The sequence below is a fragment of the Stutzerimonas stutzeri genome, from assembly GCF_002890895.1.
GTDB classification, from domain to species: Bacteria; Pseudomonadota; Gammaproteobacteria; order Pseudomonadales; family Pseudomonadaceae; genus Stutzerimonas; species Stutzerimonas stutzeri_AB.
In genome coordinates this window covers 58,774-77,092 of record NZ_POUL01000012.1, presented here as the reverse complement: position 1 = coordinate 77,092, position 18,319 = coordinate 58,774, and the positions used below count along the sequence as shown (strand labels likewise).

Annotated in this window: 15 protein-coding genes; 14 read left to right on the top strand and 1 reads right to left on the bottom strand. The window is 59.0% G+C overall.

The window, feature by feature from the left end; translation table 11 throughout:
- The first annotated feature begins 185 nt into the window (after positions 1 to 185).
- From murJ to ispH, 6 genes are all read left to right on the top strand, one after another.
- The gene (gene murJ / locus CXK96_RS18465; protein WP_102837896.1) at positions 186 to 1,733 is read left to right on the top strand and encodes a murein biosynthesis integral membrane protein MurJ; all 1,548 of its coding nucleotides are present in this window, start codon (positions 186 to 188) and stop codon (positions 1,731 to 1,733) included.
- Between the two features lie 84 nt (positions 1,734 to 1,817).
- Positions 1,818 to 2,768, top strand: coding sequence for a bifunctional riboflavin kinase/FAD synthetase (gene ribF / locus CXK96_RS18460; RefSeq protein WP_102837895.1), 951 nt, complete (start codon positions 1,818 to 1,820; stop codon positions 2,766 to 2,768).
- A gap of 1 nt (position 2,769) precedes the next feature.
- On the top strand, positions 2,770 to 5,601 hold the full coding sequence (gene ileS, locus CXK96_RS18455; protein ID WP_102837894.1) for an isoleucine--tRNA ligase: 2,832 nt from the start codon (positions 2,770 to 2,772) through the stop codon (positions 5,599 to 5,601).
- Positions 5,602 to 5,658: 57 nt separating this feature from the next.
- Positions 5,659 to 6,162: a signal peptidase II gene (gene lspA, locus CXK96_RS18450; RefSeq protein ID WP_102837893.1), complete on the top strand. Its 504-nt coding sequence runs from the start codon at positions 5,659 to 5,661 to the stop codon at positions 6,160 to 6,162.
- Positions 6,155 to 6,592 (top strand): FKBP-type peptidyl-prolyl cis-trans isomerase, encoded by a 438-nt coding sequence (fkpB, locus tag CXK96_RS18445; RefSeq protein WP_102837892.1) that lies wholly within the window; start codon positions 6,155 to 6,157, stop codon positions 6,590 to 6,592. The genes lspA and fkpB overlap by 8 nt, the downstream gene beginning before the upstream one ends.
- A gap of 164 nt (positions 6,593 to 6,756) precedes the next feature.
- On the top strand, positions 6,757 to 7,701 hold the full coding sequence (gene ispH / locus CXK96_RS18440) for a 4-hydroxy-3-methylbut-2-enyl diphosphate reductase (protein ID WP_102837891.1): 945 nt from the start codon (positions 6,757 to 6,759) through the stop codon (positions 7,699 to 7,701).
- A gap of 19 nt (positions 7,702 to 7,720) precedes the next feature.
- On the opposite strand, the gene CXK96_RS18435 is transcribed toward ispH, so the two are convergent.
- Entirely contained in the window at positions 7,721 to 8,224 is a 504-nt protein-coding gene (locus tag CXK96_RS18435) for a GspH/FimT family pseudopilin (RefSeq protein WP_102837949.1), read from the bottom strand.
- Between the two features lie 152 nt (positions 8,225 to 8,376).
- On the opposite strand from CXK96_RS18435, the gene CXK96_RS18430 reads away from it, so the two are divergent.
- The 8 genes from CXK96_RS18430 to CXK96_RS18395 all read left to right on the top strand — a co-directional run bounded on the left by CXK96_RS18430 (position 8,377) and on the right by CXK96_RS18395 (position 18,239).
- The gene (locus CXK96_RS18430) at positions 8,377 to 8,928 is read left to right on the top strand and encodes a GspH/FimT family pseudopilin (RefSeq protein ID WP_180981561.1); all 552 of its coding nucleotides are present in this window, start codon (positions 8,377 to 8,379) and stop codon (positions 8,926 to 8,928) included.
- Positions 8,921 to 9,355, top strand: coding sequence for a type IV pilus modification protein PilV (gene pilV / locus CXK96_RS18425; protein WP_256061667.1), 435 nt, complete (start codon positions 8,921 to 8,923; stop codon positions 9,353 to 9,355). Before CXK96_RS18430 ends, pilV begins: the two co-directional genes overlap by 8 nt.
- Positions 9,352 to 10,395, top strand: a complete 1,044-nt coding sequence (locus CXK96_RS18420; RefSeq protein ID WP_102837888.1) for a PilW family protein — start codon at positions 9,352 to 9,354, stop codon at positions 10,393 to 10,395. The genes pilV and CXK96_RS18420 overlap by 4 nt, the downstream gene beginning before the upstream one ends.
- Positions 10,396 to 10,412: 17 nt before the next feature.
- Positions 10,413 to 10,904, top strand: a complete 492-nt coding sequence (locus CXK96_RS18415) for a pilus assembly PilX family protein (RefSeq protein WP_102837887.1) — start codon at positions 10,413 to 10,415, stop codon at positions 10,902 to 10,904.
- Between the two features lie 21 nt (positions 10,905 to 10,925).
- A complete protein-coding gene (locus CXK96_RS18410; protein WP_102837886.1) occupies positions 10,926 to 15,908 on the top strand; it encodes a PilC/PilY family type IV pilus protein in 4,983 nt (1,660 codons plus the stop codon).
- Positions 15,905 to 16,357: a type IV pilin protein gene (locus tag CXK96_RS18405; protein ID WP_102837885.1), complete on the top strand. Its 453-nt coding sequence runs from the start codon at positions 15,905 to 15,907 to the stop codon at positions 16,355 to 16,357. The genes CXK96_RS18410 and CXK96_RS18405 overlap by 4 nt, the downstream gene beginning before the upstream one ends.
- 54 nt (positions 16,358 to 16,411) lie before the next feature.
- On the top strand, positions 16,412 to 17,500 hold the full coding sequence (gene thiO / locus CXK96_RS18400) for a glycine oxidase ThiO (protein ID WP_102837884.1): 1,089 nt from the start codon (positions 16,412 to 16,414) through the stop codon (positions 17,498 to 17,500).
- A 367-nt stretch (positions 17,501 to 17,867) separates the two neighbouring features.
- Positions 17,868 to 18,239, top strand: coding sequence for a translation initiation factor Sui1 (locus tag CXK96_RS18395; protein ID WP_102837883.1), 372 nt, complete (start codon positions 17,868 to 17,870; stop codon positions 18,237 to 18,239).
- The last annotated feature ends 80 nt before the right edge of the window (positions 18,240 to 18,319 follow it).

Here is an 18,319-nt window from a genome sequence, read left to right as displayed (position 1 = left end):
AATAAGGCCGCGAATCATGCCGATGCGGCTGGCCCTTGTCAACCCCGGTTGAACTAATCGAGACACTGGCCGGACAGAAGGGGGGTCGCTAAACTCGCGCACTCTGTTAACTGTCGAAACTGGTCATCGAGTCGATGCTCAGTGCCCTGGCCAGAACCCCTCCTGCTGCAACTCTAGGAAGACAAATGTCCGATACATCCGGCAAAGGTGGATTGCTGCGGTCCAGTGCGGTAGTCAGCGTGATGACGCTGCTATCCCGGGTGCTGGGCATGGTACGCGATATGGTGGTGGCCAGCTACTTCGGCTCTGGCGCTGCTGCTGATGCCTTCTTCATCGCTTTCAAGATTCCCAACTTTTTACGCCGTCTGTTTGCAGAAGGCGCGTTTGCACAGGCTTTCGTTCCGGTGCTGTCGGAATACCGGACAAAAAAAACTCTGACGGAGGTTAAGCTGCTGGTAGATCGTACTGCCGGCATGCTTGGGCTGATCCTGACGGGCATTACGGCGGTTGGCGTGTTGGCTTCGCCATACGTGGTCATGCTCTTTGCGCCCGGCTTTCATGACGACCCAGCCAAAATGCAGCTCGCTGGCGAGCTGCTGCGCATCACTTTTCCCTACTTGCTGCTGATTTCGCTAACGGCTTTCACCTCCGGCGTGCTCAATACCTACGGGCATTTCGCGGTGCCGGGCTTCACGCCGGTGCTGCTGAATGTTTGCATGATCAGCTCGGCTGTTTTCCTGACGCCTTACTTCGATCAACCGATCATGGCCCTGGCTTGGGGGGTATTCATTGCCGGCTTCGCCCAGCTGGCGTTTCAGCTCCCTTACGTCGCCAAGCTGGGGTTGTTGCCCAGGCCGCGGGTGAGATTCGGAGACGAGGGCGTACGGCGAATCATGCTGCTGATGGTTCCGGCCTTGTTCGGTGTGTCGGTCAGTCAGATCAACCTCTTGCTCGATACGGTTCTCGCGTCGTTTCTGCAGACCGGTAGCGTGTCCTGGCTCTATTACGCTGACCGCCTTTCGGAATTGCCGCTTGGAGCATTCGGTATCGCCATCGGTACGGTGATTTTGCCCAGCCTGTCGCGTCAGCATGCTGGGGAGGATCCCAAGGCGTTTTCCGATACCCTCAACTGGGCGCTGAGAATGGTTCTCCTGGTGGGGATTCCAGCGGCGCTTGCGCTGGGCATCCTCGCTGAGCCGCTGATTGCCAGTCTGTTTTTTTACGGTGCAATGAGCGAGGAGGCCGTAGTGCAATCCGCCAATGCGCTAGAGGCCTATTCGCTGGGCGTGCTGGCGTTCATGTTGATCAAGGTGCTGGCGCCAGGTTTCTTCGCTCGCCAGGATTTGAAGACGCCAGTGCGCGTTGCAATCATTTGCATGATCGCCAACATGGCACTGAACCTGATGCTGATCTGGCCACTCCAGCATGTGGGGCTGGCATTGGCGACCTCGTTGTCGTCGATGCTCAATGCAGGCCTGCTGTTCTGGGGGCTGTACAAGACAGGCGTGTTCCGGTTTACGCCCGGATGGGGGTTGTTCCTCCTTCGGTTGGTCGGCGGCTGTGCTGCAATGGTGGCGATGGTCTGGTGGCTCAATGCGCCGTCGGTCGAATGGTTCGCTTGGGGCTGGCAGCAGCGAGCGCTGCAGTTGGGGCTGCTCGTCGTGGCCGGGTTGGGTGCTTTCGCGGCGGGCCTGGTAGTGCTTGGTTTGCGTCCTCGGCATCTCCGTCATTGATCCGTACCTTGCGCGGGTGGCAAACCTGTCCGTGACCGCAGCCTCATGCGTATAATCGGCGACTTTTCAAGCAAGAAGTGCGGTATGCAGCTGGTTCGAGGTCTTCATAACCTGCGACCCCGGCATCGGGGTTGCGTCGCCACCATCGGCAATTTCGACGGGGTTCACCGGGGGCATCAAGCCATCCTGGAGCGCCTGCGCGAACGTGCTTCCGAGCTTAGCTTGCCCAGCTGCGTGGTGATTTTCGAGCCGCAGCCGCGCGAGTACTTCGCACCAGATCAGGCGCCCGCTCGCTTGACCCGCCTGCGCGAGAAATTGCAGCTGCTGAGTGAGCAGGGTGTCGATTTGGTGCTGTGCCTGGCGTTCAACCGTCGTTTGCGGGAGTTGAGTGCTGCAGAGTTCGTTCACGCGACGCTGGTTGATGGCCTTGGCGTGCGGCACTTGGAAGTGGGCGACGACTTCCGGTTTGGCTGCGACCGTGCCGGGGATTTCAATTTTTTGCTGAAGGCCGGTGCTGCCGAAGGCTTCACCGTCGAGGCTGCCACTACCATAGAAGTCGAGGGCGAGCGCGTCAGTAGCACGCGCTTGCGTCAGGTGCTCGCTGACGGCGACCTGGATCTGGCGCAAAAGCTGCTCGGTCGGCCGTTCAGCATTACCGGCCGAGTGATGCATGGTCAGGCGCTAGGTCGACAGTTGGGTGCGCCGACCGCCAATATCCAGCTCAAACGCAAAAATACGCCGCTTAGCGGAGTGTTCATGGTGAGCACCGAGGTTGACGGTCTCACTCAGCCGGCGGTCGCCAACATCGGCATGCGACCCTCGGTTAAAAGCGACGGCCAACCGCATCTGGAAGTGCATTTGCTCAATTATCAAGGCGACCTCTATGGGCGTCTGCTGCGCGTGACCTTTCACCGCAAACTGCGTGACGAGCAGCGCTTTGCCTCGCTTGAGGCGCTCAAGACGGCAATCGAAGCAGATATTGCTGCGGCTCGCGAATACTGGCGGGCTTCACCCTTTACCACGAGTCAGGACTGAAATGACCGATTACAAAGCGACTCTCAATCTGCCGTCCACGGCATTCCCGATGAAGGCCGGTCTGCCACAGCGCGAGCCGGAGACCCTGCAGCGCTGGAACAGTATCGACCTGTACGGGAAGCTGCGGCAGATTGGTGAAAATCGCCCGAAATTTGTCCTGCATGATGGCCCTCCGTATGCCAACGGCAGCATTCATATCGGTCATGCAGTGAACAAGGTCATCAAAGACTTCATTGTTCGTTCGAAGACACTGTCCGGTTTCGATGCTCCCTATGTCCCGGGTTGGGACTGCCATGGCTTGCCGATCGAGCACAAGGTCGAAATCACCTATGGCAAAAATCAGCCCGCTGATCTGACTCGCGAGCGCTGCCGTGCCTATGCCGCAGAGCAGATCGAGGGGCAGAAAGCCGACTTCATCCGTCTCGGCGTGTTGGGTGAGTGGGATAACCCGTACCGTACGATGGATTTCGCCAACGAGGCCGGTGAAATTCGAGCGCTGGCGAAGATGGTCGAGGGTGGCTTCGTTTTCAAAGGGCTGAAGCCCGTGAACTGGTGCTTCGATTGCAGTTCGGCGCTGGCCGAGGCGGAAGTCGAATATCAGGACAAGAAGTCCGATGCTATCGACGTGGCCTTCCAGGTCGAAGACTCGGATAAGCTGGCGACGGCCTTCGGCGTCGCTGCCTTTGGCAAGCCGGCCAGTATCGTGATCTGGACCACCACGCCCTGGACCATCCCGGCCAACCAGGCGCTGAACGTCCATCCCGACTTCGTCTACGCCCTGGTCGACACTGGCGACCGGCTGCTGGTGCTTGCCGAGGAGCTGGTCGAATCCTGCCTGCAGCGCTACGAACTGCAGGGCGAAATTATCGCCCGCTGCGAGGGCAAGGCGCTGGAGCTCATCCGCTTCCGCCATCCCTTCTACGAGCGCTTCGCCCCTGTCTACCTGGCCGATTACGTTGAAACTGGCGCTGGTACCGGCATCGTTCATTCGGCGCCCGCTTACGGCGAAGACGACTTCCGTTCCTGCAAGCACTACGGCATGGAGAACGATGACATTCTCAGCCCGGTGCAGAGCCACGGCGTCTATGTGCCGGATCTGCCATTCTTCGGCGGCCAGTTCATCTGGAAGGCCAATCCGGCCATCGTCGAGAAGCTGCGTGAAGTTGGCGCGCTGCTCAAGCATGAATCCATCCAGCACAGCTACATGCATTGCTGGCGACACAAGACGCCGCTGATCTACCGCGCCACGGCGCAGTGGTTCGTTGGCATGGACAAAGTCGCTCACGACGGCAGCTCCCTGCGTCGTCGCGCGCTGGACGCTATCGAACAGACCGAGTTCGTTCCCGCTTGGGGCCAGGCGCGGCTGCACGGCATGATCGCCGGCCGTCCGGATTGGTGCATCTCGCGTCAGCGCACCTGGGGCGTGCCGATCCCGTTCTTCCTGCACAAGGAAAGCGGCGAGCTGCATCCACGCACCGTCGAGCTGATGGAAGCCGTCGCTCAAGATGTCGAGCAGGGCGGCATCGAGGCCTGGTCGAAGCTGGATGCAGCCGAGCTGCTGGGCGATGAAGCCGCGCAATACGAGAAGATCAGTGACACGCTGGACGTCTGGTTCGACTCCGGTACCACCCATTGGCATGTGATGCGCGGTTCGCACCCGATGGGGCATGACAACGGCCCGCGTGCGGACCTGTATCTGGAAGGCTCGGACCAGCACCGCGGCTGGTTCCATTCGTCGCTGCTGACCGGCTCGGCGATTGACGGCCACGCACCCTACAAAGGGTTGCTGACCCACGGTTTCGTGGTTGATGAAAACGGCCGCAAGATGTCCAAGTCGCTGGGCAATGTCGTCGCGCCGCAAGAAGTCACTGACAGCCTGGGCGCAGACATCCTCCGTCTTTGGGTGGCCTCAACCGATTACTCCGGCGAGATGGCTGTGTCCAAGGTCATCCTGCAGCGCAGTGCAGACTCCTATCGCCGCATTCGCAACACCGCGCGTTTCCTCTTGAGTAATCTCGACGGCTTCGATCCAGCGCAGCATCAGGTTCCAGTCGATCAGCTGATCGCGCTCGACCGTTGGGCCATCGACCGCGCCTTGCTGTTGCAGCGGGAAATCGAAGAGGCTTATGGTACCTACAAGTTTTGGAACGTCTATCAGAAAGTGCATAACTTCTGTGTTCAGGAGCTGGGTGGTTTCTACCTCGACATCATCAAGGACCGTCAGTACACGACCGGTGCCGACAGCCTGCCGCGCCGCTCCTGTCAGACCGCGCTGTATCACATCGCCGAGGCGCTGGTGCGTTGGATTGCGCCGATCCTGTCGTTCACGGCTGATGAAATCTGGCAGTACCTGCCGGGTGAGCGCAACGAATCGGTGATGCTCAACACCTGGTACGAGGGACTTGCTGAGCTGCCTGCCAGCGTCGAACTGGGTCGCGAGTTCTGGGAAAAGGTCATGGCGGTCAAGGCTGCGGTGAACAAAGAGCTGGAAACCCAGCGCGCGGCCAAGACCATCGGCGGCAACCTGCAGGCTGAGGTCACCCTGTACGCTGAAGACACGCTGGTTTCCGACCTGGCGAAGCTGGGAAGCGAATTGCGCTTCGTACTGATTACGTCTGCGGTGACAGTAGCGCCGCTTGCCAAAGCGCCAGCCGAAGCCGTGCAGAGCGAAATGCCTGGCCTCAAGCTGCAGATCAGCAAAACCGGTCACGCCAAGTGCGGCCGTTGCTGGCATCACCTGCCTGACGTCGGCACGCACTCAGGTCATCCTGAGATCTGCGGTCGCTGCATTGAGAACATCGAAGGTGCAGGTGAGGTTCGCCACCATGCGTGACGGCATGCGGTACGGTTGCGCGGCTGAGACTCGGCACGCGCTTTCGAGGGTGTCGGCATGACCTCGCGCTTCGGTAAGCTCACCTGGCTGTGGCTAAGCGTGCTGGTCATTGTGCTAGATCAGGCGACCAAGCATTACTTCGAGGCCAACTTCAGCCTTTATCAGAAAGTCGAGGTCATTCCCGACTACTTCGCCTGGACGCTGGCCTACAACACAGGCGCTGCTTTCAGCTTTCTCGCCGACCATTCCGGCTGGCAGCGTTGGCTGTTCGCATTGATCGCCATTGGCGTAAGTGTCGTACTAGTAGTCTGGATGAAACGCTTGAAGCCCGGTGAGACCTGGCTTGCGGTGGCCCTGGCACTGGTCTTAGGGGGCGCCGTCGGCAATCTCTATGATCGCGTGGTGCTCGGACACGTCGTCGATTTCATCCTGGTGCATTGGCAGAATCGCTGGTATTTCCCGGCGTTCAATATCGCAGACAGCGCCATCACAATCGGTGCCGTCATGCTGGCGTTGGATATGTTCCGTAGCAGTAAAACGGGAGAAACGGTAAATGAGTGAGCAGCGTATCGGGCCCGACATGCAGGTCACCCTGCATTTCTCCCTTAGTCTGGAAAATGGCGAGCAAGTCGACAGCACCTTCGACAAGCAGCCGGCGACGTTCAAGGTTGGCGATGGCAATTTGCTGCCCGGTTTCGAGCAGCAGTTATTCGGCCTCAAGGCCGGTGACAAGCGCACTTTTCAGATCGCGCCCGAGCAGGGCTTCGGCCAGCACAACCCGCAGAATGTGCAAACCATGCCGCGGAGCCAGTTCGAAGGCATGGAACTCTCCGAAGGGCTGCTGGTGATCTTCAACGATGCTGCCAAGACGGAGCTGCCAGGGGTGGTCAAGGCTTTCGATGATCGTCAGGTAACCGTGGACTTCAATCATCCATTGGCCGGCAAGGCATTGACGTTCGATGTGGAAATATTCGACGTCAAACCTGTCTGAAGAGATAGCCTCTCATGCGCACTGCTCGTGTAGGAGGCAGGGCACGCCCAGTCCCTTTGGGCGACCCGACCCACGTACGCTATCGTGAGTCCGGCCGTCACGCTGATAAAGCATCAAGCTTCACTTGATCCACAACCCACCCGCCCCGAGCGACGAGAATTCATATGCAAATCAAACTCGCCAATCCGCGTGGCTTTTGTGCCGGTGTAGACCGCGCCATCGAGATCGTTAATCGCGCGCTGGAAGTCTTCGGTCCGCCGATCTATGTGCGCCACGAAGTTGTGCATAACAAATTTGTCGTAGAGGATCTCCGCGAGCGGGGCGCTGTTTTCGTCGATGAGCTTGATCAGGTGCCGGACGGCTTCATCGTTATCTTCAGTGCGCACGGCGTATCCCAGGCTGTGCGGATGGAGGGGGAAAGGCGCGGCCTCAAGGTATTTGACGCCACCTGCCCATTGGTGACCAAGGTTCATCTGGAAGTGACCAAATATAGCCGTGAAGGGCGTGAGTGCATTCTCATAGGACACGCTGGGCACCCCGAAGTTGAAGGCACCATGGGCCAGTACGACACCGCCAGTGGTGGCTCGATCTATCTGGTCGAAGACGAAGACGATGTGGCAAAGCTAGAGGTGCGCGACCCCGAGGCGCTGGCCTTCGTCACCCAGACCACGCTTTCCATGGATGACACCAGTCGCGTCATCGACGCGCTGCGCAGCAAGTTTCCAAGCATTGGCGGTCCGCGGAAGGATGACATTTGCTACGCGACGCAGAACCGTCAGGATGCAGTCAAGCAGCTCGCGGCCGAATGCGATCTGGTACTAGTAGTGGGCAGCCCGAACAGCTCGAACTCCAATCGTCTTCGTGAACTGGCGGAGCGCATGGATACACCAGCGTATCTGATCGACGGGGCAGAAGATCTCAAGCAGGAGTGGTTTGAGAACGTTGCGCGAGTCGGCATCACCGCCGGCGCATCAGCACCTGAAGTGCTAGTGCGCGGCGTTATCGATCAGCTCAGGTTATGGGGCGCGACAGGAATGGACGAGTTGGATGGTCGGCCCGAGAACGTCACGTTTGCGATGCCTAAGGAGTTGCGGTTAAAGGCGGTGTGACAGTGCTGGGGTTTTTTCACTAGCTGCAGCTGGTTGTTTCCTGCCGTAGCCGGCCGCCACTGCTCAGCACCAGCTTGATCCCCTTCAAATCACCAGTTGCGTGACAAAGCGTCAGCGTTCCCGCCTGGAACGCTCCGCTGTACAACCGGGCGGTGCCGTCGGGCATATAGCGGATGTATTGGCTGATCGGCGAATTACCGCTAAGGGTAACGTCTCCGTCCGGCCCTGCCTGTTGCCGGATGACTACGTCTGTGCCATCCATCGCACCATTGCCATTAAGGTCAACCATGATCGTCCAGCCATTGGTCCAATTACCGTTGCGCTGTAACAGCGTGACCGCGCGGTTGCGGTACACCGCTTCCTGCCGGGTCATCTGTATCGCGCTTACTAATTTCATTCGAGCCGCATCGAGCGCCTGTTTGCGCAGCATCTGGCTGAAGCTTGGTACACCCACGCCAAGCACAATCGAAATCAGAACGAGCGTTACCATGCACTCAATGAGCGTATATCCCTGTTGTTTCATATGGCTTCCTGCCTTGTGATTCGGTTCTCAGATGCTCATGTTGCTGGCCCGCTAAGCTGCCAGCCATCGCCCCAAGAGGCCATCTCGTCCCCTTGCTAGTGTCATGCTAATCGGCGGCGGTTAGGCTTAAGCCGTCGATGAAGGATATCGGAATGAAGTTCCTGAGAGGATTCACCCTGCTCGAATTAATGATCGCGATCGCAATTCTAGGAATTGCGTTAGGCATTGCCGTGCCAGGTTTCACTGATCTGCTGCGATCCTACCGGGCCCATAGCCAAAGTTCCGAAATCACCCGAACGGTGGCGCTTGCCCGTAGCGAGGCCATCAAGCGCGGCGGCAACGTCTACGTAACCGCGCTGATTGACGGCGATACGTGGGAGGCTGGTTGGCGTGTCTGGCACGACGCCAACAGTAACGGCATTTATGCGGCGGCCGAGCTGATTCGCGCGTTTGGCGCGCTGGGTGGAAATGGCGTTTCCCTTAAGGGCAGGAGCTACACAACCGTCGGCGGTGTCGTGACGCCGGGCAGCGCCGCCGAACAGTTTCGCTTCAACGCACAAGGGTTGCAGCAGGGCGTACTGCCAGGACAGGGCCTCTTTTTTGCGTTCAGCATGGGCGACGACTTCTGCCCGCTCGCACGCGATATGCAGATCAACCATATAGGGCGCGTGTCCACCGCTCGCAAGGATTGTGATGATGACTAGTAAGGGAATGCATCGGCGAGCTGCTGGCTTCAGCCTGATCGAGGTGCTTGTCTCGATGCTGGTGTTGGGCATCGGTATTCTGGGTATGGCCGCGCTGCAGCTCAATTCGATGAAGTTCAATCAGACGGCGGCAGTTCGCACTCAGGCTACATTTCTAGCCTACGACATGTCGGACCGTCTGCGTGCCAACCGAGCGGACGCTCGAGGTGGCTCCTACGACACGGACCTCGATGACGCCGCTCCGGCGGGCGCGAACATCACTGCAACTGATCTGCGGCAGTGGAAAGCCGCGCTGGGTACCCAGCTTCCGGCCGGGGCCGGGGCCATCGAGCGCAGCGGCAACGTGATCTCGATTACGGTGCAGTGGAGCGAAGGCCGCATCGGCGAAAGCGAAACCCAGCAGTTCGTGTTCGAGACGCAGTTATGAGTGGACCTACCTTTCACCGTTCGCGAGGCATTGGCCTGATAGAGCTGCTGATTGCCCTTGCGTTGGGCCTGATCATCAGCGCCGCCGTAATGCAGGTATTTCTTACAAGTCGCACGACGTACCGGATGCAGGAGGCGATGGCCCGCGTGCAGGAGAACGGCCGATTCGCTGTGGGCTACATGGCGAACGATATCCGTATGGCTGGGTATATGGGATGCGGCAATCTTGGCAGCATCACCGTGAATGACATTATCGATCCGGCCGATGTGCCGGCTGGGTTCGACTTCGACATCAGCCAGGAGGCCGTAATTGAAGGGCACGATGCGGTTGCCGCCGTCAATGACTGGGGCGCCAAGGTTGGAACCGATGTGATTGAGATCCGGCGTGCGGCCAGTACCGGCGTGACGCTGACCGGCAACATGAGCGCCGACAACGCGCAAATTCACGTGACCAACAATGCGCCCGGTTTCGATGCCGGCGATGCGCTGTTTATCACCGACTGCACGACTGCCGATCTTTTTCGAGCCACTACTGTTTCAAATGGCGGCGGTTCGACAATCAACATCGCACATGCAAACGACATAAATATCGACAATCGGCTGAGTAAGCCGTACGGCGCAGACGCCCAAGTGCTGGCGTTCGAATACAGCGTCTTCTTCGTTCGCAATACAGGCCGTACGACGCCAAATGGCACCGCCATTCCGTCACTTTATGTAGAGACGATGCGTGCAGGGAGCGGAGCGACTACCGAAGTGCAGGAGCTCATCGAGGGGGTCGAGGATATGCAACTCGAGTACGGTGTCGACACCTCCGGCAATCGGGCTGCCAACGAATACAGGCCCGCCGATGAAGTCGCCGACTGGTCGCGCGTGGTCAGCATCCGGATGAATCTGCTGATGCGCAGCACCGAGGAGAATGTTGCTCCCGCGTCTGGCGAGGCAAGCCAGATTCTCACCTATAACGGCAGCGCGGTTGCCGCGGATGGATTCCTCAGGCAGGTGTTCAGCTCCGTGGTCACCGTGCGCAACCGGGTTCCCTAGTCATGGCCGGATCAATCATGTGTGTATCGAAATCTCAGCGTGGTTCGGCCCTGCTGGTCAGCCTCGTGTTTCTTCTGTTGCTAACCATGATCGGCATCAGTTCGATCCAAGATTCGATCCTTCAGGAGCGGATGGCGGGTAACAACCGCGACCGCGAAGTCGCCTTCCAGGCGGCGGAGGCCGGGCTGCGGACGGCCGAGCGTTACCTGCAGGGTGCCGTGGTCGGTCCCTTCGAGACCAATGCCAGTGGTTTGTTTACGGCCGGTAGTGGCTCCGTGCCGAGTTGGGCCATGAGCGGCAGCACCAACTGGCTCGCTTTGCCGGCCGACACCCTTGCCGGTGTCGACAGCCAGCCCCAGTACATCATCGAGGAAGTCACCCAGACAGGTATGTTCGGCTTGGGCGCGGATGAACCGGAGGAGTCCATCTCTTCCTATCGAGTAACCAGCCGTGGCTACGGGGCCAGTCCCGACGCTCGCGTCGTGTTGCAATCAACCTACCGTAGATAACGGCTTGGCAGGGAGCGGAAAATGCCGGTAACCAGCAAAAGTAAAGTTCGTCTTGGCGTGTTCGTAGCTGCGCTAATGGTCGTTAGCGGCTCGGTACAAGCCGCGATCGATATCGCCCAGACACCACTTTTTATCAATGCAGCGGTGCCGCCGCTGAACATGCTGGTGATGGGGCGTGACCATACGCTCTATTACGAAGCCTATAACGACGCTTCGGACCTTGATGGCGATGGGCTTCTCGATACCCGCTTCAAGCCGGACGACATTGACTACTACGGCTATTTCGACTCGGCCAAGTGTTACCAGTATGTCGAAGGCGATAGCCGTTTCGAGCCGGTTGGCGCCACCAGCAACAGCCGGTTCGATGGCAGTTGCAGCGGTAATTGGAGTGGTAACTTCCTCAATTACGTGACCATGTCTCGCATCGATGCGCTGCGTAAGGTGCTTTATGGCGGCAAGCGCGTCATTGATACTCACACGAGCACCGGTGCGGGCGTGACTGTGCTCGAACGCAGCGCGATTCCGCAAGACGGACATAGTTGGGGCAAGGAGTACACCAGCGTCGCGGTCGATGGGTATGACATCTCAAACTACACGCCGCTGCCCGTCCCTCAGGCTGGTACGCGTCATCTTTTCGCCAACGTGACCATCGGGGCTTCACCTGCAACCAGCGGCAATGCGCCTCTCCTGCGCGTCCTGCGCAACTCGCGTTTTCGCATCTGGGAGTGGGTTTCCATCGAAGCCCCGGTGGCCGGTGATCGCTGCGAGCATGGCAGTAACGGGCCAACCTGTGTGTATGTCGCCGGGGTGGATACGAGCCATCCGAGTTCCAGCCTTGAATTTGCGGATCTGATCAAACGGATGGAGGGCAATGTACTCATTGACGGGGTTGCCCGCACCCGTATTAACAAGACAGCAAACGGAGCGGGAGCGCTTGCGGACAGCGGGACGACCGCAGGACAAGCTGATAACTACGTCTCCGTGTTGAAGGGCACCATCAGGATACCGACCAGCGGACCGTACCAGTTCGCCGTCAACGGCGATGATGCCGTCGAGGTGCTGATTGATGGCCAATTAGTCGTTGGTTGGTATGGCGGCCACGGTGCGGGCAACTTTGCCGACCACGCGGGATCAATCACGCTGACGGCCGGTGATCACACTATCGAGTTTCGCCATGAGGAGGTCGGCGGTGGCGATAGCTATAGCCTTGGCTGGCGGAATGGAACGGCCTGGGAAGTGGTGCCCGCATCCTGGTTCGAAAACCTCAAACTCTGGGTATATGGCCGTACCGTACCGGCCTCTACGCGAGACGATCCCGACTACGTCGTGCGGGTTCAGGTCTGCGCAACCGGGCTGCTGGAAGACAACTGCCAAAGCTACACACGTGTTGATGACGGCACTAGCTACGTCACCCACAAGCCGGTAGGCCTCTTGCAGGAGTTTGGCACCGCCACTGACGAAACCTCGGTGGCGCGCATGAAATTTGGCCTGCTTACCGGGAGTTATCGCAACAACCTTAGAGGTGGCGTGCTGCGGCGCACGGTCGGTGACATCAGCGACGAGCTTAATCTTGAAACGGGTGTGTTTGACGACGACGTCATCGGCGTCATTGAAACCATCGATCGCTTGGGGTTCATGGGCTACAACGGATCCCAGCATGGTTCGAACGGCAACAGCGGCGGCTGTGGCCTGATCACCAATGGGGCAATCAGCAACAATCAGTGCAACATGTGGGGCAACCCAGTCGCCGAAATGATGTACGAAACCCTGCGCTATTTTGCTGGGGCGAGTTCGGCGACGTCGGATTATTCCAGCAATGTCAGCTCTAACGGTTACGAAACCGGGCTCGGGCTGCCGTTGGCGACCTGGGACAACCCCTACGTTGGTCAGGGCGCGTATAGCTGCGCTGCGCCGGTCCAGACGATCATCAGCGACATTAATCCCTCCTATGACACAGATGACCTCCCTGGCACGGCGTTCGGCGATGGGGTGACAGCATCGCCTTCACGTTTGTCGTCACTCAATGTGGCGAACGAGGGGCAAACGATCTGGAACGGTGAGTTTGGCTCGGGTTTCAGCCGTCAGCATTTCATTGGCCAGTCGGCTGCGGTCAGCGACGGCGCTCCAACGGCAAAAACCGTGACTTCGTTCGGCAATATTCGTGGCCTCGCTCCGGCCGAACCGACCAAGATGGGCGGTTACTACTCGGCCAGTTTGGCTTATTACGGTTTGCGCAACGACCTTAGCGCTGCCACAGGCGACCAGAAGTTGAGCAGTTACGTCGTGGCGCTTGCCTCCCCCCTTCCGCAGTTCCGTATTCCTGTAGGCGACCACTTCATCACGCTGGTACCTTTCGGCAAGTCCGTTGGCAGTGGGTCGACGCCATACAGTGCGTATCACCCGACCAATACCATTGTTGATTTCTATGTCGAGGACATCGCCGAGGATGGACGTAGCGGTACCTTCCGCATCAACTTCGAGGACGTCGAACAGGGCAACGACCACGACATGGATGCGATCGTGCGCTATGAGTACGAGGTGATCGGCGACAGCCAGTTACGGCTGGAGCTGACATCCGAGTACGCGGCCGGTAGCGTGGTACAGCATATGGGTTACGTCATTTCAGGTACGACCGCGGATGGGGTTTACCTCGAAGTACGCGACGAGGACACTCCCGCTGCCAACGACGTCAGCGTTGCCTATACGCTGGATACACCTCCGAGCCGCGCGACGCCGTCCGATCTGCGGGGTGCGGACGAGCTGCCCTTGCAGGCGACTCGCACTTTCACGGTTAATACCTCGAGTGGTGCCAGCACGGCCTCGCTCCTCAAGGGCCCGCTGTGGTACGCGGCCAAGTGGGGTGGCTTTAAGGACCGTAACGGCAACGGCATTCCGGATCTGCGTGAGGAGTGGACGAGTGCCGCCGCCGGCGAGTCCGATCCCGATCCAGACAACTATTACCTGGTTACTAACGCGCTAGGTCTGCGTGATCAACTGACCAGCGCCTTCAACAATATCCTCATCCAGACATCTTCGGCTTCAGCGGTTGCGACCAACTCTACGCGATTGGATACCGGAACTCAGATTTTCCAGGCGCGCTTCAACAGCGAGTTCTGGTCCGGTGAGCTGCGTGCGCTCAACGTCAACGCCAATGGGTCTATTGGCTCGACCGCCTGGGAAGCCTCCGAGCTGATTCCGGCCGAAAACGACCGGACGATCGCAACCTGGGACCACGCCGCCGAAGAGGCTGTGGAATTCGAATGGGGCGAACTTAGCGAGCCTTATCAGACTGCGGTGGGTAGCGAGGCATTGATCAACTATCTGCGTGGCGACACCGAGGGAGAGGAGCGCAACGGCGGCAGCTTCCGTGACCGTCCTTCCGGCTTGCTGGGTGACATCGTTAACTCAGACCCGGTATTCGTTGGCAACCAGGACTACGGTTTCAGCCGCCTGCCAATCGGTGAGCCGGAGCGGCCGACGGCCGACAGTAACCCCTATCGCACCTTCAAATCTGGCATCAGTCGCAAGGCGATGGTCTATGCAGGCGCCAACGACGGCATGTTGCATGGATTCTGCGCAGGAGGCTGCGGCAGCGCGAGCCCGGGGCAGGAAATTCTTGCTTACATACCTGGCGCCCTTGCCAACGGGCTCAGCCAGTTAGCTGATCCCGCCTACCAGCATCGCTACTATGTGGATGGTTCGGCACGGGTGGTCGATGCCTACCTTGGCACCGGAAGCGGTGCCGGCTGGGCCACCGTGCTGTTGGGCAGCCTGGGAGCTGGCGGGCGTTCGGTGTTCGCCCTGGATGTAACCGATCCTGATAACTTCGGGCCGAACAAGGTCTTGTGGGAGTTTCCGAATGCCGATACTCCCGAAGCGGACAGTGTAGAGGTCGGGCAGGGCATCACCCAGCCGACCATCGCTCGTCTCGCCGCGAATGACAAATGGGTCGCCATCTTCGGCAATGGCTATAACAGCCAGAGTGGCCAGGCTGCTTTGTTCATCGTCGATCTTAATTCCGGTGAGCTGCTCAAACGAATCCCCGTCGGTGTAGCTGGGGACAACGGCTTGTCGGCGGTGTTTCCGGCCGACCTGAATGCTGATGGAATCACGGATTATGTTTACGCGGGTGACATGAAGGGGAACGTCTGGCGATTCGACCTCAACGGATCAACTCAGACCTCGTGGGCGGCTGGGCTGTCCGGCAAACCGATCTTTACAACCCAGGCCAATCAGCCGATCACTACTCGACTCGTCGCCGGCAATCACCCCAGCGGTGGTGTGATGCTCTATTTCGGTACGGGCCGCTACCTGGGTGACACCGACCGGATCGTCGGCGACGAACCGCCGGTCCAGTCGTTCTACGGTGTGTGGGACAGCGATGTGCACACCTCGGTCAACATGAACAGAAAGACCCAGCTCGTTGCACTTAGCGACTTGCAGCAGCAGACGATCGTCTACGAGTCCTCGTCGGCCACAACCCGCTCTGGTTCAGCTGCTGATTTTGCGGTGCGTGTCATGTCTGACTCCACGTTTGAATACGGCACTAATGGCAGCCGCAAGCAAGGTTGGTATTTGAATCTGGTGTACCCCACCGGAACCACGGGAGACGGCGAGCGGGTCACGTCTGCCGCAACATTGCGCGGTGGCAAAATCATCTTTGCCACGAGTGTTCCCTCCGGCGACGCGTGCGCCTATGGAGGAAACAGTTGGCTGATGGAGGTCGACGCAATGTCCGGTGGTCGCCTCGAAGGCTCGGTGTTCGATGTGAACAACGACGGCGTGATAAATGACGACGATTTCGCCGAGTGGGGTGATGATGGCGAAAATCAAGGCAGCGTTGGCGGCAAGGGCTTTGAGGAGCTGATCCGCAACCCAGGGATCATCTCGGGTGGTGAAGTCGAGTACAAATACACCTCCGGCTCCAGCGGCAACATTGGCGTGACGCTGGAGGACGCAGGCACCGCCGCCACTGGCCGGCAATCCTGGAGACAGTTGCAATGACAGGAACACCTCACTGCGCTATCAGGCAATTTGGGTTCACCCTCATCGAACTTATGATTGTGATCGTCATAATGGGTATCCTTGCTGCGATTGCCTTGCCCGCATATCAGGAGTATGTGCGTAAAGGAAAGCGTGCAGAGGTTAAGGCAACGCTCCTTGAGGCAGCGCAAGCGCTCGAGCGGCACTACTCGCTAAACAGCACGTATCTGAACGCAGATGGTTCTGGGCTGGCTGCAGTATTCCCTACCCAATCCCCGCAAAGCGGAAACGCAAATTACACCATAGCTGCGGAAGGGACTCCGACTCGCTCAAACTACGTTTTGAGGGCTACCCGTGCTGGAAGCATGGCTGGAGACCTCTGCGGCGAATATCAGATTGACCAAGCCAACAACCAGACGCTTGATCAGACAGGTATTCAGAACCCGATGCCGCTGGACGCATGCTGGTGACGTTAACTGAAGTGTTTTATATCCTCGCCATTTGACATAGGTGAGTAACGGTTTATGGATGTCTTGGTTATCGGAGCTGGAGCGATAGGGCTCCAGTTTGCTTTATTGCTAGCACAGGCTGGTTGGAAGGTTGAGGTAATCGATCAAGCGGCGGTTGGCCAGGAAGCCTCCTGGGCAGGCGGAGGTATCGTTTCTCCTCTTTATCCTTGGCGTTACAGCCCAGCGATAACGGCGCTAGCGCACTGGTCGCAGGACTTCTATCCGAAGCTTGGCGAGTCGTTGCAGCAGCAGAGCGGGATCGACCCTGAAGTTCACGAGACTGGGCTCTACTGGCTCGACCTGGAAGACGAGGATCAGGCGCTAGCCTGGGCGCACCGACATAATCGACCGCTGCATCGAGTGGCTATGGAGCAGGTGCGTGCTGCGGTGCCATCGCTTGGGGAGGGTTTCTCAAAGGCGGTGTACATGCCAGGCGTCGCCAACGTCCGTAATCCCCGTTTGCTGCAGTCGCTGCGTGCAGCTTTGGCGAAGCTGCCCAATGTCACGATCATCGAGCATTGCCCTGTTAGCGGTTTCGTTCGTGAAGGTACGCGTATCGTAGGCGTGCAGACGGCGCAGGGTGAGATGCGGGCGGATCAGGTTGTAGTGGCTGCGGGTGCCTGGAGTGGGAATCTGCTGGCAACGCTGGGGCTGGAGCTGCCGGTCAAGCCCATGAAGGGGCAGATGATTCTGTTCAAGTGCGTTGAGGACTTCCTGCCGAGCATGGTGTTGGCCAAGCGCCGCTATGCGATTCCGCGGCGTGATGGCCACATTCTGGTGGGCAGTACGTTGGAGGACGTTGGGTTCGACAAGACGCCGACCGAAGATGCGCTGGAAAGTCTCAAGGCGACCGCTGTCGATTTGCTGCCTGGGCTAGCCGATGCTGAGGTGGTCAAGCATTGGGCGGGTCTGCGTCCTGCTTCGCCGGACGGCATTCCGTATATTGGTCCGGTGCCGGAGCATGATGGGCTTTGGCTCAACTGCGGGCACTTCCGAAACGGACTAGTGCTTGCACCGGCTTCATGTCAGCTGTTGGCCGATCTGATGCTGGATCGGTCGCCGTGCATCGATCCCGAGCCTTACGCCCCTGCGGGTCGGTTGTGACATTGCCCACGGCTGGTGCGTGCCATGCGTGCCAGCCCTGCGACTAGCTGGTTTCGATGTTCAAGGGAGGCGTTTCGTTGTGCGCTCGTCGCATCGAAACCTTCCCCGGTTGTACATAGGCGCACGCTGCGCTTCACACGTCATCTATCACTGGGTGTGAGGCGCTCGCTCTCGCGGCAAAGCCACTGGCCTTTCGGTAGTCTGGGTGCAGCATTTCAATGGTCAGTGCGTAGCTGCGGTGCTATCCGGCGGTGTTTGTGGCAAAGCGCTGTGCAGCCCTTCGGGTGTGCCGGTTTTGCTGTTAAATTATCCAGCTTTGTGGCGCAGAGCCTTGCCGCGCCGATTTCTTACACTCATGAGGTTGCGTGTGGCCAAGAAAACCACATCCCTTTCCGGACTAGGTGGTCTGGTCTTCTCCACCGATGCGGGGCGCCACTGCCCGGATTGCGGTCAGCCGCTGGATGCCTGCGTCTGCAAGCAAGCGCTGATACCTGAGGGTGATGGCATCGCGCGCGTGCGCCGGGAGAGCAAAGGTCGCGGCGGCAAGACAGTCACCACGGTAACCGGTGTGCCGCTTGCGGAGGTCGAGCTCAAGGAGTTGGCCAGTGCGCTCAAGCGTCGTTGCGGTACTGGTGGCGCACTCAAGGAAGGCGTGATCGAAATCCAGGGTGACCATGTTCAGTTGCTCATCGACGAACTGATCAAGCGCGGATTCAAGGCCAAGAAATCGGGCGGTTGAACGTCCGATCTGACTCATTCAGGCGCGTGCGCTTATTTCCGGGCGCGTCGGCTGTCCAAACCGGATTGCCCCGCTGTCGC

Excerpts from the sequence above, each read along its gene's own strand:
- murJ (WP_102837896.1), top strand. The coding sequence starts at position 186 with ATGTCCGATACATCCGGCAAAGGTGGATTGCTGCGGTCCAGTGCGGTA.
- ribF (WP_102837895.1), top strand. The coding sequence starts at position 1,818 with ATGCAGCTGGTTCGAGGTCTTCATAACCTGCGACCCCGGCATCGGGGT.
- ileS (WP_102837894.1), top strand. The coding sequence starts at position 2,770 with ATGACCGATTACAAAGCGACTCTCAATCTGCCGTCCACGGCATTCCCG.
- lspA (WP_102837893.1), top strand. The coding sequence starts at position 5,659 with ATGACCTCGCGCTTCGGTAAGCTCACCTGGCTGTGGCTAAGCGTGCTG.
- fkpB (WP_102837892.1), top strand. The coding sequence starts at position 6,155 with ATGAGTGAGCAGCGTATCGGGCCCGACATGCAGGTCACCCTGCATTTC.
- ispH (WP_102837891.1), top strand. The coding sequence starts at position 6,757 with ATGCAAATCAAACTCGCCAATCCGCGTGGCTTTTGTGCCGGTGTAGAC.
- CXK96_RS18435 (WP_102837949.1), bottom strand. The coding sequence starts at position 8,224 with ATGAAACAACAGGGATATACGCTCATTGAGTGCATGGTAACGCTCGTT.
- CXK96_RS18430 (WP_180981561.1), top strand. The coding sequence starts at position 8,377 with ATGAAGTTCCTGAGAGGATTCACCCTGCTCGAATTAATGATCGCGATC.
- pilV (WP_256061667.1), top strand. The coding sequence starts at position 8,921 with ATGACTAGTAAGGGAATGCATCGGCGAGCTGCTGGCTTCAGCCTGATC.
- CXK96_RS18420 (WP_102837888.1), top strand. The coding sequence starts at position 9,352 with ATGAGTGGACCTACCTTTCACCGTTCGCGAGGCATTGGCCTGATAGAG.
- CXK96_RS18415 (WP_102837887.1), top strand. The coding sequence starts at position 10,413 with ATGTGTGTATCGAAATCTCAGCGTGGTTCGGCCCTGCTGGTCAGCCTC.
- CXK96_RS18410 (WP_102837886.1), top strand. The coding sequence starts at position 10,926 with ATGCCGGTAACCAGCAAAAGTAAAGTTCGTCTTGGCGTGTTCGTAGCT.
- CXK96_RS18405 (WP_102837885.1), top strand. The coding sequence starts at position 15,905 with ATGACAGGAACACCTCACTGCGCTATCAGGCAATTTGGGTTCACCCTC.
- thiO (WP_102837884.1), top strand. The coding sequence starts at position 16,412 with ATGGATGTCTTGGTTATCGGAGCTGGAGCGATAGGGCTCCAGTTTGCT.